Source organism: Paenibacillus sp. p3-SID1389 (genome assembly GCF_025151705.1).
GTDB classification, from domain to species: domain Bacteria; phylum Bacillota; class Bacilli; order Paenibacillales; family Paenibacillaceae; genus Fontibacillus; species Fontibacillus phoenicis.
Genome location: NZ_JALXVO010000048.1, coordinates 16,356 through 32,453, shown reverse-complemented (window position 1 = coordinate 32,453; position 16,098 = coordinate 16,356). Strand labels below are relative to the sequence as shown.

General features: G+C 51.9%; 13 protein-coding genes and 1 pseudogene. 3 read left to right on the top strand and 11 right to left on the bottom strand.

The genetic code is table 11. The features are described from left to right. Window positions 1–57: 57 nt before the first annotated feature. Together M3G15_RS17195 and M3G15_RS17190 are read left to right on the top strand one after the other, a co-directional pair. On the top strand, window positions 58–630 hold the full coding sequence (locus M3G15_RS17195; RefSeq protein WP_009226577.1) for a beta-class carbonic anhydrase: 573 nt from the start codon (window positions 58–60) through the stop codon (window positions 628–630). Between the two features lie 54 nt (window positions 631–684). Next, window positions 685–1,863 carry a MalY/PatB family protein gene (locus tag M3G15_RS17190; RefSeq protein WP_260071583.1) on the top strand — a complete coding sequence of 393 codons (1,179 nt, stop codon included), beginning with the start codon at window positions 685–687 and terminating at the stop codon, window positions 1,861–1,863. Window positions 1,864–1,931: 68 nt separating this feature from the next. On the opposite strand, the gene M3G15_RS17185 is transcribed toward M3G15_RS17190, so the two are convergent. From M3G15_RS17185 to M3G15_RS17170, 4 genes are all read right to left on the bottom strand, one after another. Continuing rightward, window positions 1,932–2,747, bottom strand: coding sequence for an ABC transporter permease (locus tag M3G15_RS17185; protein WP_009226575.1), 816 nt, complete (start codon window positions 2,745–2,747; stop codon window positions 1,932–1,934). Continuing rightward, on the bottom strand, window positions 2,744–3,772 hold the full coding sequence (locus M3G15_RS17180) for an ATP-binding cassette domain-containing protein (RefSeq protein WP_260071582.1): 1,029 nt from the start codon (window positions 3,770–3,772) through the stop codon (window positions 2,744–2,746). Before M3G15_RS17180 ends, M3G15_RS17185 begins: the two co-directional genes overlap by 4 nt. 123 nt (window positions 3,773–3,895) lie before the next feature. Beyond that, window positions 3,896–4,636: a class I SAM-dependent methyltransferase gene (locus tag M3G15_RS17175; RefSeq protein ID WP_009226573.1), complete on the bottom strand. Its 741-nt coding sequence runs from the start codon at window positions 4,634–4,636 to the stop codon at window positions 3,896–3,898. 36 nt (window positions 4,637–4,672) lie between these two features. Beyond that, window positions 4,673–5,362 carry a putative rhamnosyl transferase gene (locus M3G15_RS17170; RefSeq protein WP_260071581.1) on the bottom strand — a complete coding sequence of 230 codons (690 nt, stop codon included), beginning with the start codon at window positions 5,360–5,362 and terminating at the stop codon, window positions 4,673–4,675. Between the two features lie 236 nt (window positions 5,363–5,598). Here M3G15_RS17170 and M3G15_RS17165 point away from each other — a divergent pair, with 236 nt between their 5' ends. Continuing rightward, window positions 5,599–6,309 carry a GT-D fold domain-containing glycosyltransferase gene (locus M3G15_RS17165; protein ID WP_260071580.1) on the top strand — a complete coding sequence of 237 codons (711 nt, stop codon included), beginning with the start codon at window positions 5,599–5,601 and terminating at the stop codon, window positions 6,307–6,309. A gap of 126 nt (window positions 6,310–6,435) precedes the next feature. Here M3G15_RS17165 and M3G15_RS17160 read toward each other — a convergent pair whose 3' ends face one another. From M3G15_RS17160 to M3G15_RS17130, 7 genes and pseudogenes are all read right to left on the bottom strand, one after another. Continuing rightward, window positions 6,436–7,698 carry an MFS transporter gene (locus M3G15_RS17160; RefSeq protein WP_260071579.1) on the bottom strand — a complete coding sequence of 421 codons (1,263 nt, stop codon included), beginning with the start codon at window positions 7,696–7,698 and terminating at the stop codon, window positions 6,436–6,438. A gap of 119 nt (window positions 7,699–7,817) precedes the next feature. Beyond that, a pseudogene (locus tag M3G15_RS17155) lies at window positions 7,818–8,167 on the bottom strand (ABC transporter permease); the annotation flags it as partial. Window positions 8,168–8,172: 5 nt separating this feature from the next. Continuing rightward, entirely contained in the window at window positions 8,173–8,499 is a 327-nt protein-coding gene (locus M3G15_RS17150; RefSeq protein WP_260071577.1) for a substrate-binding domain-containing protein, read from the bottom strand. Between the two features lie 70 nt (window positions 8,500–8,569). After that, a complete protein-coding gene (locus M3G15_RS17145) occupies window positions 8,570–9,490 on the bottom strand; it encodes a TraB/GumN family protein (protein WP_260071576.1) in 921 nt (306 codons plus the stop codon). Window positions 9,491–9,658: 168 nt separating this feature from the next. Then, complete coding sequence (locus M3G15_RS17140) at window positions 9,659–11,863, bottom strand: discoidin domain-containing protein (protein ID WP_260071575.1); 2,205 nt, start codon at window positions 11,861–11,863, stop codon at window positions 9,659–9,661. Between the two features lie 114 nt (window positions 11,864–11,977). Further along, window positions 11,978–13,648: a type 2 periplasmic-binding domain-containing protein gene (locus M3G15_RS17135; protein WP_260071574.1), complete on the bottom strand. Its 1,671-nt coding sequence runs from the start codon at window positions 13,646–13,648 to the stop codon at window positions 11,978–11,980. Next, the gene (locus M3G15_RS17130) at window positions 13,645–16,017 is read right to left on the bottom strand and encodes a helix-turn-helix domain-containing protein (RefSeq protein ID WP_260071573.1); all 2,373 of its coding nucleotides are present in this window, start codon (window positions 16,015–16,017) and stop codon (window positions 13,645–13,647) included. The genes M3G15_RS17135 and M3G15_RS17130 overlap by 4 nt, the downstream gene beginning before the upstream one ends. Between the last annotated feature and the right edge of the window lie 81 nt (window positions 16,018–16,098).

Sequence of the window (16,098 nt, the reverse complement as noted above, 5' to 3'; positions counted from 1 at the left end):
GGGATGGAAATGAACCTAAAAGAGCTTTTTAAAGATACTATACGAGGAGGTAGTAACATGAATCAATTGCAGTCGATACTGGAGTTCAACCGTAAATTTGTCGAGGAGAAGGAATACGAGAAATATGTAACGGATAAATTTCCTGAGAAGAAAATGGCGATCGTGACCTGTATGGATACGCGGCTCGTCGAATTGCTCCCGAAAGCGATGAACCTGCGCAACGGCGATGTGAAGCTGATCAAGAACGCCGGCGCAATCATTTCCCAGCCTTTTGGGAGCGTCATGCGTAGTCTTCTCGTTGCGATCTACGAATTACATGCCCAGGAAGTATTCATCGTTGGTCATACCGGCTGCGGTATGGCTGCGCTCAATTCGGACCGGATGATTGGCTCCATGCGGGAACGGGGTATCAGCGACGACACGTTGAACACGATCGAGAATTCCGGCATCAAGCTAAACAAATGGCTGCGCGGTTTCGATAACGAGAAGGAAGGGATCATTCGGACCGTCAATATCGTTAAGAGGCACCCGCTCCTTCCTGCAGATGTTCCTGTTCACGGGTTGCTGATTGATTCCACGACAGGCGAGCTGGAACTGATTATCGACGGGTACCAGCCTCTTCCGAAATAAGCCCGACACGACTAGAGATAACCTGCATCTATGGGAAAGGAAAGGAACAAAGAGATGACGTATAATTTCGACGAACGTGTGCCGCGGAGAGGAACCTACTCCGAGAAATGGGATCTTGGAAAGGAGCTGTTTGGGAATCCGGACGTATTGCCTTTGTGGGTAGCGGACATGGATTTCCGTTGTGCGCCGGCCATTGTCCAAGCCGTCACGGAACGGGCCAGGCTGGGGATTTACGGCTACACCTCCCGGCCCAAAGAATACCTGGAGGCTATCACCGGCTGGCTGGAGCGCCGGCATGGCTGGAACGTTCATCCGTCCTGGTTGACCGACACTCAAGGCGTCGTGCCTGCGCTCAGCGTAGCCGTTCAGGTATTAACCGAACCGGGAGATCGGGTTATCCTGCAATCCCCGGTCTATAATCCGTTCTATGATGTCATTCGCAATAACGGACGCGAAGTTGCCGAAAATCCGTTGGTTCTCGAGGATGGACGTTACCGGATGGACTACGATCATCTGGAATCGTTGATGCAAGGCGGCGCGAAGCTGATGCTGCTGTGTAGCCCCCATAATCCCGGTGGACGGGTCTGGACCCGGGAGGAGCTGGAACGGGTTGGCGAGCTGTGCCTGAAATATGGAGTGAAGGTCGTCTCGGACGAAATTCACTGCGATTTGGTCTTCGCCGAATACCGTCATGTGCCGTTTGCATCGTTGTCTGAAGCTTTTGCCGGAATCACAATTACCTGCGCGGCTCCTTCCAAGACGTTTAACATCCCTGGCCTCGCGACGGCTTATACGATCATTCCAAACGTGGCCATCCGCAAACAATTTGCCGAACGGATCAAAGCGCAAGCCATCGGTTCGCTGAACTTTTTCGGTCCTACGGCGACCATCGCAGCGTATACGCAAAGCGAGGATTGGCTTGACGCCGTCCTAGCCTATATTCGTGCCAACCGTGACTTCGCCGTCGCTTATCTCGCCGAGCATCTGCCAGCGGTGGCCCCCGTTCTATCCGAAGGCACCTACTTATTATGGGTGGATTGCCGTGCACTGGGATGGAAAAAAGCTGAGATGAAGCAAGTGATGTATAAGGAAGCCAAAATCGCCTTCACGGAAGGCTCCATCTACGGCGAGAACGGCGAAGGATTCCTGCGGATCAACCTGGCTTGCCCACGCTCGTTGCTGGAAGAAGCACTGGAGCGTTTCTGCGCAGCAGTTGCCGCTCATCAAGCCTAATCGCTGGGAACGAAATAACCAGCGAAAACACTCAAGCCGGAAGACCTCTCGTCTTCCGGCTTATTTTTTTAAGTGCGACGCATGTAAGCGCGGACCGTAATCGGTGCAAAAACCGCTACAATAACGGCTGCTCCGATAAGAGAGCTCAGCATATCTCCACCAATGGTTCCATGATTCACCAGCTCCCGAACCGCTGTCACCAAATGCGAAATCGGATTGATGTTGGCAAACCATTGCAGCCATTTTGGCATCGTTTCAACCGGAACAAACGCATTGGACAGGAACGTCAACGGAAACAACACGATCATCGATATCCCTTGTACGCTGGATGCGGTTCGCGCGATAACGCCAAAGAAAGCAAAGATCCAGCTAACTGCCCAAGAACAAACGATCACCAGCAGCGCCGCAAGAGCGACATAACCAAATCCCCCATCCGGACGAAAGCCCATCATGTATCCCATAGCAAACGTCAGGACGGTCGCAATCGTATAGCGGACCGTATCGGCCAGCAAGGCTCCGGCCAATGGCGCGATCCGAGCAATCGGCAGCGACTTAAAGCGGTCGAAAACGCCCTTCTCCATATCCTCGCGCAGCTGTACTCCGGTAACGACAGAGGTGGAAATGACGGTTTGCACCAGAATCCCTGGAATAATGACCGGCAAGTAGCTCATCACATCCCCCGAGATCGCCCCGCCGAAAATATACGTAAACATCAGCGTGAAAATAATCGGCTGGAGCGTCACGTCAAATAGTTGCTCCGGTGTCCGCTTGATTTTTAACAATCCTCGATACGCCATGGTCAACGAGTGACGAAGCGATTGACGGAAGCTGGTTTGATTCTTTAATGGCCGTGCGGCCTTAGCGTTAACAACCGTGTTGCTCATGCGATTACCCCCTTCTGATCAAGAACATAAGCCTGAGGACCTGCGGTGTTCTCTTCAACGCCCCGCCCGGTCAGTGTCAAAAAGACTTCGTCCAACGTTGGTTTCTGAACGCTTAATTCCGCCAAATCCACGTCCGCTTCGCGCAAGGCGATCAAGAGGTCGGTCACCAGATCGGCCTCCGCCATCGGGGCGGTAATTTTTCCTGACTCTGCTGTGAGGGTGGAAGGCACTTTCAGCACCTGCTCCACAATGCGGCGAGTTTCTGCCAAATGAAGTGGATTCTTAATTCTTAACTGCAGCGACGAGGCTCCCACCGAGGTCTTTAACTCGTCGACAGTGCCTTCTGCGATGACCTGCCCGCGATCAATCACGGCGATCCGGTCTGCCAGTTGGTCGGCTTCATCCAGATACTGGGTGGTTAACAACACCGTCGATCCGGTCGCAACAAGACGGCGAATCGTATCCCACATCTGCGACCGCGTTCGCGGATCCAGCCCCGTCGTCGGTTCATCCAGGAAAATGAGCGGCGGCTGGGCAATCAGGCTCGCTGCCAAATCCAGCCGCCGGCGCATCCCGCCGGAGAAGTGCTTTAGCGGGCGCTTGGCCGCTTCCGACAACCCAAACTCCTCCAGCAGCTCCGCTGCTTTCCGGCGAGCCTCGCTGCGCCCCAAGCCTAACAGCCTGGAGAAAATGACGAGATTTTCCGTAGCGCTCAGCGTTTCATCCACCGAGGCGTATTGTCCGGTCACGCCGATCAGTTGACGGACAATATGCTGCTCCTTGACGACATCGTGCCCAAAAATGCGGGCGGAACCCGCGTCTGGACGCAGCAATGTCGCCAGCATGCGGATCGTCGTCGTTTTCCCTGCCCCGTTAGGTCCCAGGACGCCATAAATCATCCCGCTCCCCACCTTCAGGTTCACTCCGTCTACCGCCCGGTTCGTTCCAAATATTTTCACGAGTCCCTCAGCTTCAATCGCCAGTTTAGTTGCGCCCCCCGTGAAGGCGGAAGTTTTCGTAATCATCTGTTAAGTCCTCCTATCCTTCAACCAATGTGATTTACAGTTAGGAGATTAACGGAGGTAGTTAAACTGAATTTAAACGAAAAAAAACACACCCTTGTTCGGGTGTGTTCATCTCTTGGGGGCTTAATTGGGCTTCGTTTTACGCAGTTCTTTCAGTTGCTCGTAAGCTTGCCCCAGCGCTTTTTTTCGCTGCTCCATGACTTGCAGGTGCTGGCGTTCAATCTCAGTAAACCGCTCGCTGTCAAAAAGGATCCAGTTCTTCATCATGGAAGCATCAGGAAGGATTTGTCTCCGAATCTCTTTTTGTTTCACAGCCACGCAGCACAAATAATTATGCTGCACTTCCAATTTCGTGATCTCGAACCAGGGATCCAGGCAGATGCCTAGGTTCCCCGCATAGAAGGTCTGCTTATGATCGTGGAAGGGATGATATCCGTAAGGCACCGTTACGATGAGGGTTCCGCCGTCTGCCAGCAATCGATAAGCATGACTGATCAAAACTCCGGGATTCGCAAAATGCTCCAGAATTTGTCCTAGAATGACCGTATCAAATAGCTTATGACCTTGGAATTCAGTGACATCGGCTACTTTAAACTGAACTTTGGACCGGACAGGCTTAGATTCCCGGGACAACTCCCTTTTCGCATAATGGATAGCTCCTTCTTCCAAATCTAACCCTAGAACCCTGCGTCCTTCTCGGCCCAGGAGGATCGAAGTAATCCCTTGGCTGCACCCTACGTCAAGTACTCTTCTGCCAGTGACTTGACGGCAAATCCAGTGGATACGTGCTCTTGTTGCTTCATGGGACTTTTCCGAGTTTACCTGGCCATAATAGCGCTCGTTGACCCGATCCTGGTTTACCATATTCCTTCACCTCCTCTAGTTCGAGGGAACCCGCGGTTATCCCATGAATTCTTTCAACACGTTCCGGATTTCCGCGGGGCTCAATCGGTCGCGTGGCGGTACTCTTTTGACTGAAGTATTATCCTGATGGATGACATTCACGTAGTTCCGGGGGGCAAGCAGTTCATGCGGTAAATCGATCACATTGCCGTGCGTGCCCCGCCCTGGAAGTTTAACGCGGTATCCGTTCAGATACTCTGCTGTCTTGTACAGAAATACATAGAATTGTGGGGAACGATGAAAGGTTGGTGCCATTTCGCTGTTAACACTGTCCCATAAATAGCCGTTTTGATTAATCAATGCGACGGTTTCGGACTTTGGCTGATAATTATACAGCTGCTGTACATAAGTTTTATGATACAGATCGTCAGAATCCAAACGCGCGATATATAAATCATCGCTTTTGCCGGCAAAGGCTTTAATTTTCTCGATACTGTCGCGGTTCGTCCCAAACCAGATGTTGTTTGGAAACGGCGGTTGTTTTGACAATATGTCTGCAACAATCGCTTCGGTTCCTTGGGCGATCTTAAATATCGCCAGAAAATTCTGATTGGTTTGGGCTTTTAATGATTTCAAGGTAAAGTTGCGAAAGATCGCGATTCGTTTCTCCAGCCACGGCCGAGTAAGCCGCTCTGGATCAAACCCAAACGTATTGAAATTGCTTTCAATCACCACTTTTTTGGACATGCACTTCCCTCCTTGTCATAATAGCCCGTCTGATTGCTTTTACTTGCGTGTAACGGAGCTACCGATCTTTCACTATATGCTAGACAATAGGAGAAGGACAGGGACGTATTCCATAACGCACTGCAAAAAAAGTCAACCCAACCGCAAATTTACTTTGCAGTACAAGCACACAATTCAAACCCTATTCGCCATCATAGACTGAAATGATTAAGCACGCGAAAGGAATGAAACGTCCGATGCAACAAATCTACTTGGAAGCCCAAGATTTGCTAAAGAGAATCAGAGACGCCATCGAGAAACAGAAGCCGTTTTCGTTAGTAAGGATTGGTGATGGCGAGAACTTGGTCATGTCTCAGCATCATGTCTGGCCCATGTCTAAAGTGCTTCAGGAACGGTGGGCAATCAAAGCGAACCGAGGAGAAAAAGGCCTGACCCTTCCAAATTTACCGCTGCGCAACGCCGTGATTTCTTCCGTAAAAAAGGCGACCGTTGTAGGAATCCTGCCCGCCGGAGACAACACGATCAATGCCCCGGATTATTTAAAAAGACCCTTAACCGATAAGGTTTTCTCCTATTACAAGATTCAGCCGCCTGTGATTTGCCATGCCGGGGTGAACCGGGAATTGGCCAAAATGGAGGAATTTTGGTCACTCCTCTCCGGCCTGCGAATTATGGTCATCACACGGGAAGCCGCTAAGATCAAGGAACGGCTTAAAAAAGAACCCTATAACCAAAAAATCGTGCACGCCCTGCCTTTTGACCAATGGCCGGAGTACCGGAATACGATCAAGTGGATTACCGCTCATAAGGACAGCTTTGATGTGGCACTGATTTCATGTGGGGTCAGCGCAGTGGTTCTGGCTCAACAGATTGCCTCGATTACAGGCAAAGTCGCTCTCGATTTTGGCAAAGCAAGCAATATCATATTAAATGGGCGCCCCAATTAAGTTGTGGGCGCCTTTGTTTGGCTCTGGCTCAGCCAAATTACTTTCCAATCCGCAGCGCTTGCTTCGCCTCCTGATCCGGGTGACAAAAATAAAAAGGCAGGGCTCATTGAGCCTGCCTTCTCAAGATTAGGTTGTGCCTTCCTGGATTGCCGGTTTGCCAGCTTCCAGCAACGCTTGATTCCGTCCGAGAAAGAGCGATAGGAGCAAAATCAGCAGTCCCGTCGCGATGAGCAGCCATTCGATCGCAATCGCATCGGCAATGGGCCCGAAGATCAGCATCCCGATCGGCATCATCGACGTGGAGATCATGCTAAATACGCCAAAGATTCTTCCCATATAGCTTTCGTCGACCTTTTCCTGAATCATTGTCATCGTAGGGGTATTAAAGGTTGGCATTGCGATCCCAAACAAGGTCATAAACGCCAGATAGATCCAAAAGACGGGGACGACGCCAAGCAAAAATGTACATAACCCCATCAATACCGTAGCCAAAGTCATCGTGTGCACTTTATTCTTAAAACCGCCCCACGCGGCAATCAATCCCCCTCCCGCCATCATTCCGATGGAAAAGGCGATTTCAATTGCGGTAAGCCGCCAGACCTCTTCGCCGTAAGTGCGGGTCACCTGAAGCGGGGTCAAAAACGCGGCCGGGGCCATCAGAATAAAAAAGACCGCCATAAAAGCAAAGAAGGATTTTAGATAGGCTTGTCGACGGATATAGGCCAGACCTTCTTTCAGGTCGTGAAAATAACCAGTTGATTGCGGACCTGAAGCTCGTTGATGGGTCGGAATCCGAAAATAAAGCAGCAGTGTCAAAATCGCGATCGCCGCCGTGACCACATCGATGAAGAAAATCGTTTCGATCGTCGCCAAAGTGAGCAGCGCAGCGCTGACAATCGGGGACACGAACATAATGACTGCTTGAATGCTTCCGTTAATCCCGTTCACTTTCGTTAATTGGTCGGACGGTACGATTTGCGGCAAAATCGCCCCAACTGCCGGCGTCTGCACGCCCGAGCCAAGCGCCCGGATCGCAGCCATAACAAAGAGCAGCCAAGCTTCCTCATAGCCCATCAGGAATAGGAGCGCGAGGATCAGTGTAGCGAAGGCGATCATGCCATCCGACAGCATAATCAGCCATTTTCGGTTGTAGCGATCCGCCCAGACGCCCGCCACCGGGGATAACAGGAACGTTGGGATAAACCCGCAGATGATATATAACGTCATCATGATCCCCGATTTCGTATTTAGCGTAATGTACCACATGATCGCGTACTGCACCAGCGAGGAGCCAAACAGCGAAATCGTTTGACTACTCAGGAACAGGATGATGTTCCTTTTCCACTGCTCCTTTGATGTCGCTTGATTTGACCTGTCTACGTTATTCACGGACATCCCCTCTCGATTTGGAAAATTACAGCATAATTATACTGTAAACGAATCCAAACAACCAAATCAATGGAAAGAATAATTTTAAAAAAAGAACCCCGTATCCCGGGGTTACATCCATGCGTCAGCAGGAACGAGAACAAGAACATTCGCTTCAGCGGAAACTGGATTCTGGCGAACGCATATGCGGTCGGGATGCAGATGAGGATCGATAACGCCGTTACAATCGCCGCGATCAAGAACGACAACGAAATCGAGGAGACGATATCGTCCTTGGCTAATACGAAGTTCCACCATTTGAACCCCCCAAGTCGCCGGCAAGACGTCCGGATAGTTCCACTTCTCGCTAAACGCCAGCACCAGCAGGTTCAAGAGCGGACCGGCAAAAAATATCGCAAACACGGTGAGCAGCGAGCAGCACAAACTCGATGATTCGCCTTACCCTACTTTTTTTCCAATACCATCCCATTCAGGTCACTCCCTTCCTTCCGTTGATTGACGTTTGACAACATGACTTTCGTATTCCACCAGCTTAGGCAAATCCGCTTCACCGCGGATCAGCTTGTCCAACAGCTCCACCGCATCCCTCCCGATGCCGGCGGTATCCACGCTGACCGTGGACAGCGACGGCGAATACATGCGGCCAAGCTCGATATCGTCGTACCCCAAGACGGCAACCTCCTGAGGGATCTGAACGCCTCGGTCCAGCAACAGCTTCATCGCGCCCAGCACCAGCATGTCGTTTGTCGTAAACAGCGCAGGATATCTTTGATTCCGAAAGTCCGGGAAGTACGTCTCCATCTTTTTCATCCTTATTCATTTTCAGCAATCTGTATGTGTGCCGATGAACCTTCACCTGCCCGATTGCTTCTTACCGGCCTTGCAGCATGATTCGGTATGCAGGGTATTGATGGATGGCGATTCCGCCAAATCCTGCATGCTTCGCATAATAAGCGTTGATGGCCTGAATTTGCTGGTTCATGTAAACTAAGCCTTTGTTATAGTACGTAATCTCGTTTGGAATCGTAGATCCGTTTGGCGGACTGGTTTCTGCACCGATATAGACCTTCTTACCCAAGCTTGCAGCATAATCGGCTTCCGCCAAGGATGCGCGAATTTGCCGATCAGCTGTGTCGCGGTAGGCCATGACGGAAACAGTGTCCACGATATCCAATACGAAATAACTTAACGGCTTCCGTTGTCCGCCCGTCTCCACTATCACCGGATTTTCTCCCGTAGCATACCAGCAAGGAATCGCCGCGTTAAACTCCAGTGGATCGCCGCTGGCGCGAATTTCTGCCGCGATTTTCTTCAAGACCTGCAGGTATTGATAATTGATGGATCCTCGCTTCGTTTGGTATTCCGGCAACGTGTGCGGCTCGATATCAAATTGAATGCCGTCAAAGGTGCTGGCCGGGTGGGAAGCATTAAACGACAGCACCTGCCGAAGCTCTGCGAGTGCATCGCGATGTCGGCCTTCCAAGGCCCACTCTGCTCTTCCGACCAGCGCAAAGACGCGAATTCCCTCCGCATGTGCCCGATAGATCAGTTCCGTATAGGTTGCCGGCTGATCCGGCAGCGTTCTGCTTGTTCCGATAAACAGCAGGTTGATGTCCTGCTCCTTCAGAAACTCCAACAAAGACGTGATCTTTTGCGAATTGGAAGCCGCATCATAAAAATCCCATGCCCAAATCGCTTTGGTTGGCCGCGCCTCTGCTTGGGCCGGAGACGAAACTCCAAAAACCCCCGTCAAACAGACTGCCAACAACAGCAGGATTGCCTTGTTCTTCACTCGGTCCTCTACACTCCATTCCTTCTCTGATTTCCCTGCGATGCGATAAACAATTGGCCGTACTCCTTACAGGGCGATTCGATTCAGAATGAGATTATCATAAAAAGGATGAGCGCAAATGATCTGTTCGGCCTATTGTAGAGGGATTCAAGCCCTGATTATTCGACATTATTCGGCGTGAACCCAAATTTCAAGCAAGCTGTTCCAGGTATTGATCTCGTTGCCTTGACCCACATATCGGATGTATTTGGCCGGGGTCGGAGTAAACTCAAACGTCTCCAGTTCCGACTGTTTCTTGCTGGCCATCCCGGTTAGAACAGATTCGAAATGAACACCATCCACGGAAACCTCCAGATCAAAATAGTTCGAGCGGGTGTGTCCGTTATAAAACCACAGGCCTACCCCATCCACGATCGTGACCTCTTCCAGCTCCACCTGCAAAAACTGTCCTTTCCCATCTGCAGACCAACGGGTGTCCGGATCACGGTCCAGCGTGTTGCTGGGCACATTGCCGTCATCTGCGCTGGCCGTTACTTTGGCGATGGCGGCTAAAGGTCCCGCAGGCTCGGGTATCGGCTCCAGCACCTCAAAGGTCTGGCGCGCTTCGACGACCACGCCTTGTAGCTGGCAGCTGGCAATGATGTCTGCGACACCGGGCCGTTCGGCATAAAATGTATTTCCTTCGATATAACCCACCTGTTCGTCACTAACCCGGTACGTCACCGGGATATTTAACTCGGAGGTGTTTACGACTTCCCCGTTATCGAGCGTCAGGAAAGATTGAAGACGTCCGCTCTTGCCTGCGCTGATCGCATAACCGGCAGAACTCCAGCCCGGTACGCTTTTGTCCGGGGCAATCGTAATATTCTCCGGCAGCACAGGCGTCTTCGCCACACTAAACTTCACCCGCACCGTTTGCGTCTTTCCGCGCCGGGTAATCGTAATAACGCCGGTTCCGCTTGTCCCTTTCGGTTGGACGATCTTGACACGGGCATCCTTCGACGTTGCCTTTGCCGAAAGGATTGGGGTTTCTGTGGTACCATATGGCAGTACATAATCATATTGCGTCCGCAAAAACTGCACGCCCGGCACAGCTTCCCCGTTGACAAGGATCGACTGCAATCCCAGTTCCCGGTGATCCAACCGTTGCTTGGTTTGATCCTTGTACAAGCTTTGCGGGAACAGCCGCTCCCCTTGCCCGACGGCTTCGACCCAATCAAACGGCGAGGTATCCGCATTCGGAATCGAACCGATGATATCCACTTTCACCCCGTTCACTTTCCCGTGGGTGCCGATAATATACCCGTTGCCAAACTGCTCCGATTCGATGATGATCCCCGGTTTACTTGAATGGGCGGCAATCCCTTTCGTGTTCCAAAATACGCTTTCGGCATTATCGGCTTCGTACCCTGCCGTTCCTTCCACCTTGAAGTCATCTTCGCCGAGCCCCGGCTTCGAGTTCTCGACGTTCGCGATGGAGAAGTCCTCCAGGCCCACCTCCATGATTGGCGCTTCCGTTTTGGTAATCGTAATATCATCACGAAGCTTTAGAGGATACCGGGTTGGGATATCCAGGGTCAAAGTTTTGGCCTTCGAATCAACAGCTACGATCTGCCGATAAAATATCGGCTCCACCTTACCTAAACGGGAAGCCCATTTATTCTGCATCCCATGCTCCTTCAGGAAGCCTTCCGTCGTCTCAAAGGTAATGACAACGAAATCATCCACTTGGAAGCCATCCGTGCTCTCTACGGGCAGCAACACCGTAGGTTCGGATACTGTTTTGCGCAGCTTGCTCGAAGTGCTGGTCCGTTTCCAATCCCCGCCGCCGACTCGGATGATGTCCTTTTGCTTCATATTTTCCTGCGCATTGTAAATGTGCGTTTGAAGCTGCCCGTCTCCCTTGAGCACCACCCCGCTGGAGTTGATATTTAGAGCAAAATCCTTCCCTTCCTGCGGAGTCACACGATACGTTCCTTTGGGAAGGTAGACAACGCCTCCTCCGCGCGCCGCCGCATCATCAATCGCTTGTTGAATGGCGCGTGTGGAGTCCGTGCGCCCAGTAGGGTCCGCGCGGTATGGGGATTTCGTCACGTTAATGCCCCGGTGCTTGTTCACGGAAGGAATCGGTACCTCACCTCTCCGGTAGCCTGCATAGGAGAAATCATGCAGGAACTGACCCTCACTCGTCCGGTATCCCGGATACCACCCCTTGGGATAAAGCAAGCTTCTCCCATCGCGGCCAAGGGACGGACCTTGATGGGCTGCCGGATTCGCTTCGTCGGCTGACGCTGAAATAGCTCCTCCCCCGGTTACTGTGAGTCCGGCGACAACGGCCAGGGCGAGCAGTATGGCCGACCATCTTTTGCGCATCACATCATCTTCCTCCTTTGTTTATGGGATTCACCCACCATTGTAGTGGGAGGAAGCCTGTTTATCGATGCTCAAAAACGCCACTCGCGTTGCGTTTTTTCCAAATCCCTCCATTCACTTCGCAGACAATGCCGTGTTATACCGATCGAGGGACTGCTGTTGGATTTGAATCGCCCGGTCGATCCCCATGGCATGAATTTGCTCCACGTACCCTTCGAACGCATCCAGCGGCTCCATCCCATAGATGATCTTAAGCGACATCTCATCCACGAGGCGGTTCACGTCTTGCATAATGACCGAAAACTCCGTGCTCTCCTCCTCGGTTTTCGGCAGAACCGGCAAGTTGTGGAGCGCGGCATCCGTATCGGACCATAGGCGGGTAGCCTCCTGTTGCTCCGGCAGCGAATAATACTGCTCCATATACCGTACATCCTGCACGAACGGACCAAAATAACTAGCACGGGTATACATCGCCAGCGCTTGTGAAGGAGCCCACTGGTTGGGATTGTTTAAAATGAGGTCGGTATAGGCCGGATACCCGTCCTTCATTTCGTAGCTGACCCCTTCCATTCCGAAGTTAAACAGCAGATGACCTTCCGGGCTGTAACCGTAATCCAGCATCCGGGCCGACTCCTCCACATGCTGATTGCTTGTTGAGATCGCAACACTGCCGCTGACACCCACCACCGGAGCGAGCTGACCAAATTTCGGACGATCACCCTTCTTCAGTACCGGATATGGCGCCGGCGCCAGTTCGACCTTCGGGTCCTGGGCTCTCATCACCGGCAGCCAGGTCCCGATTCCCGCTCCGGCGTTCCAAATGCTGGCGCCGCTACGTCCGAGAATCATGCTCGTATCTTGGGTTTCCGAGTCCACTGCAGCAAGGTTGGGATCGATAAGCCCTTGCTGATACCAGTCGCGGAACAAAGCGAGAAACGCCTTGTACTCCGGCTCGATGGCGCCAAATTTGACCTTCCCCTGCTCTTGATAGAAATCCTTCTTAATCCCAAAGGCGCCAACGAATCCTCCGCCTTCGATGCCAAACAGCGGATTCGGTACGCCAAGAAAGGTTAGCGGAGCCTCAGCCCCCTTGCGTTCCTTGAACGCCTTCAGCACATCATGCCATTCCGCGATTGTCTCCGGAATTTCTAGCCCAAGATCATCTAGCCAATCCTTGCGAATGATGGGACCCTGGTAAGTACGAAGCCGCTGATCCCCTTGAATAAATGGGAAGGCGTAGTAACTTCCGTTTGCGGTACGAACCTGGAGATCGATCTCGGGATGCGCTTGGAGATATTTTTTCAAGTGAGGGGCATATTGGTCGAAGATTTCATTCAGCCTTAGAATATACCCGTCGTTGATCGCCTTCTCCGGACCGCCCGGATAATTGATCCATTCATACTCGATCAGATCCGGCAACTCGCCGGAAGCGAGCAGGACGCTAATCGCCTCCTTCCCTTGATTGGCGGGAGGCTGGATGAAATCGAGCTGGACCCCGGTTCTCCGTTGCCATTCTTGGAAGAAAGGAACCTCACTGAACTTGGATTTAATGCTGGCTGCATTTCCGTTGAGCTCAGCCCAGTAAGTGAGCGTCAACCGTTGATCCTGCGCATGATTTCCGCCCGGTTGTACCTCCTGCGGATTCGCTGCCGAAGCGGCGGATGACCCGCGGAAGGGTCCCGCACTGGAATCACAAGAGCTCAGCAGGACAAATAACGCCAGAATCAACACCGTCGCGAGCCCCCGGTTTGTAAGAGTCCGAACCTTTTTTCGATTTCCACTCATACCGTAACCTCCTTCCCATTCATGCCGCTGATCTCTTTATATCTGCCAGGCGTGATGCCTTCGTACTTCTTAAATACCCGAATAAACGTAGCTGCATCGTTATATCCCACCACTTTAGACAGCTCGCTGATCGATTCCGATTGCGTCCGCATGAGCTCCTTCGCCTTCTCAATTCGGCATCGGTGAATGCTGTCCAGCAGGCCTTCTCCCGTCTGATTCTTGTAAAGCTTGGAGAGGTAACTGCCTTTCATGCCAAAATGATCGCCAATCGCATTCACATTTAAGTTGGCGTCGTTGTAACGTGCCGCGATATACGCCGTCACTTTCTCGATCAGGCTGCGAAGCGAGTCCTCTCGTTCTCTCAACAGATGGCTTGCACGTTTGTCGGCGGCAAATGCGCAGACCTCATGCAACAAGCCTTGCAGAGCGCTTTGCATTTCCTGTACCGTATCGCAGGCCAGCACCTCGTCGATCCACAGCGGATAATCGGCCAGCCGGCAATCATCCTCATGTCCGCCTAGTTCATGGATGACCTTGATCATCGTACTTACCAAATTAAACATGAGGCATTTGGCCACGTTAAGCGACATCACCGGCTTCTCCAAATTCCGCTTCATGATCTCATTCATGTAACGGCCGGCTTGCTCGGCATCGCCGGCTTTGATGAAGTTAATCAACTGCTGCTCGGTTTGCAGCGGATAATCATACCCGTACATGCCATTTGCCGTCTCACGATGGATCTCGCCGTAAGCAATAATTCCTTTCTTCCCCAATACCATCTTGTATTCCATCGCATCCACCGCTTCTTGATACGCCTCATGAATACCAATCCATGATGGATGCCGGCCACTGAACGAAATGGTCAGCTCCATCTCGTAACGCTCCAAGAACCGCTGGGCTTCCGCCGCAATCTCTCTCAAATCCTCGCTCCACGTCTTGGAATCCGCCTGCAAATTCACCAGGCAAACGATCATCTCGTCAACCTCCGCAACGTACCCTACATGTCCTCGAGCGGCAACCAACTCCTCGACCACATTGGAGATGATCAGCTGGATCAACTTACTCCGTTCGCTTAATCCCACGCCGGGCAGCTTGTCATAGAGTTGGTCTTCATTTTCGATCACGAATAAAATGACGGCAAAATCCCGTGAATACAGCGGCATCTGAAAGGAGCGGAACGATTCTTCATACGGCACCAGCGGATCGGTTTTCCCTTTCAGCAGCCGATAAATCAAATTCGAGCGAAGCACCTGCTGATGCTTCTGAAGTTGCTGGGCAATCTCATTCTTCTCGCTCCGGGCCCGCTGGATCATGTTCTGGATAAACCGCAGCTCATTAGGCTCTCCAGGCATGGCTTGAGTCGATTTGTCCGACAACGATTCCACCAGCTGTTGGATCGGAGAATAGTTGCGACGCATGAAAAACCACGTCAGCACGCCGGCGCCAAGCAGGCTGACCAGAATGCTGATATACGTAAAATTGCGGACGTTCACGGCTTTTTCCCAATACAACCCGCTCGGGATGATCAACGCATATTTGAGATCGGATACCGCGGAATCCATATAGAACAGCTCCGATTCCCCGACCTTCGCCCGATCCAGCCTTACGCGGTTGCCATCCATAAAGGGAAGCAGCTCATCGGCAGGGTCCCGATTGGTCATCAGCACCTCGTCATTCTGATTTAGGATCAGCAGCAGACCATCACTGAAGCCGGAGATCCCCTCAAGGGCCTGTTGGAACCGGCTCGTATCCGTCATCACCACGACCGTACCTGTCTCTTGCCCGTTCAGATCAGCTGGCAGCTGCGTGACATAAGCGATGGAGGATTCCGCGTGCCCCGCATTGAGGTAAGGGAGCACAACAAAGTGTTTTGTATCCGCTTCCAAAACTAGGCGTTTCCAAGTCTCTAAACTGATGGCCCCGGTCTCGTGAATGGTATGAAAGGCGGTGGGGATATCCCGGATATTCCCCGCCCGGAGAACCGCATCCCCTTTTTTCCAAACGACGTAAAATTCATCGATCGTGGCGTACGACGTCTTGAACAGACGAAACTCCTTGACGAGCTGGTAAGCGGTGTAAGGTGCTTCGGCGTCAGACTGACTTGAATACATCAAGGTCTGCAGGTTCGGACTCCAAGTCATCTCCATAATGAGCCGCTTCATCAAATCGATTTGCGTATCGATCGTATAGCGCATTTGCTTCAGCAACGAATCGTTCGCCCGGTGAATTTCGCTCTTTAACGCTGTATTGGCCTGAGCGTAAATGATGAGGCTGAACAGAATCGGCACAAACAACACTGCACTGTACGAAACGAGCCAGGTTACGATCACGCTTTCCCGTTTCCGCCACAAAGATTGAATGTTCAACATCCGTTCCTCCCCCGTATCCTTCTGATTTGTAGATAAGCAGGTTAGTGGGTTAATCGGTTCGTCGGTTTTGTTGGTTTGTCG

Coding starts and splice junctions, on each gene's coding strand:
- M3G15_RS17195 (WP_009226577.1), top strand. CDS start 58: ATGAATCAATTGCAGTCGATACTGGAGTTCAACCGTAAATTTGTCGAG.
- M3G15_RS17190 (WP_260071583.1), top strand. CDS start 685: ATGACGTATAATTTCGACGAACGTGTGCCGCGGAGAGGAACCTACTCC.
- M3G15_RS17185 (WP_009226575.1), bottom strand. CDS start 2,747: ATGAGCAACACGGTTGTTAACGCTAAGGCCGCACGGCCATTAAAGAAT.
- M3G15_RS17180 (WP_260071582.1), bottom strand. CDS start 3,772: ATGATTACGAAAACTTCCGCCTTCACGGGGGGCGCAACTAAACTGGCG.
- M3G15_RS17175 (WP_009226573.1), bottom strand. CDS start 4,636: ATGGTAAACCAGGATCGGGTCAACGAGCGCTATTATGGCCAGGTAAAC.
- M3G15_RS17170 (WP_260071581.1), bottom strand. CDS start 5,362: ATGTCCAAAAAAGTGGTGATTGAAAGCAATTTCAATACGTTTGGGTTT.
- M3G15_RS17165 (WP_260071580.1), top strand. CDS start 5,599: ATGCAACAAATCTACTTGGAAGCCCAAGATTTGCTAAAGAGAATCAGA.
- M3G15_RS17150 (WP_260071577.1), bottom strand. CDS start 8,499: ATGGAGACGTACTTCCCGGACTTTCGGAATCAAAGATATCCTGCGCTG.
- M3G15_RS17140 (WP_260071575.1), bottom strand. CDS start 11,863: ATGCGCAAAAGATGGTCGGCCATACTGCTCGCCCTGGCCGTTGTCGCC.
- M3G15_RS17135 (WP_260071574.1), bottom strand. CDS start 13,648: ATGAGTGGAAATCGAAAAAAGGTTCGGACTCTTACAAACCGGGGGCTC.
- M3G15_RS17130 (WP_260071573.1), bottom strand. CDS start 16,017: ATGTTGAACATTCAATCTTTGTGGCGGAAACGGGAAAGCGTGATCGTA.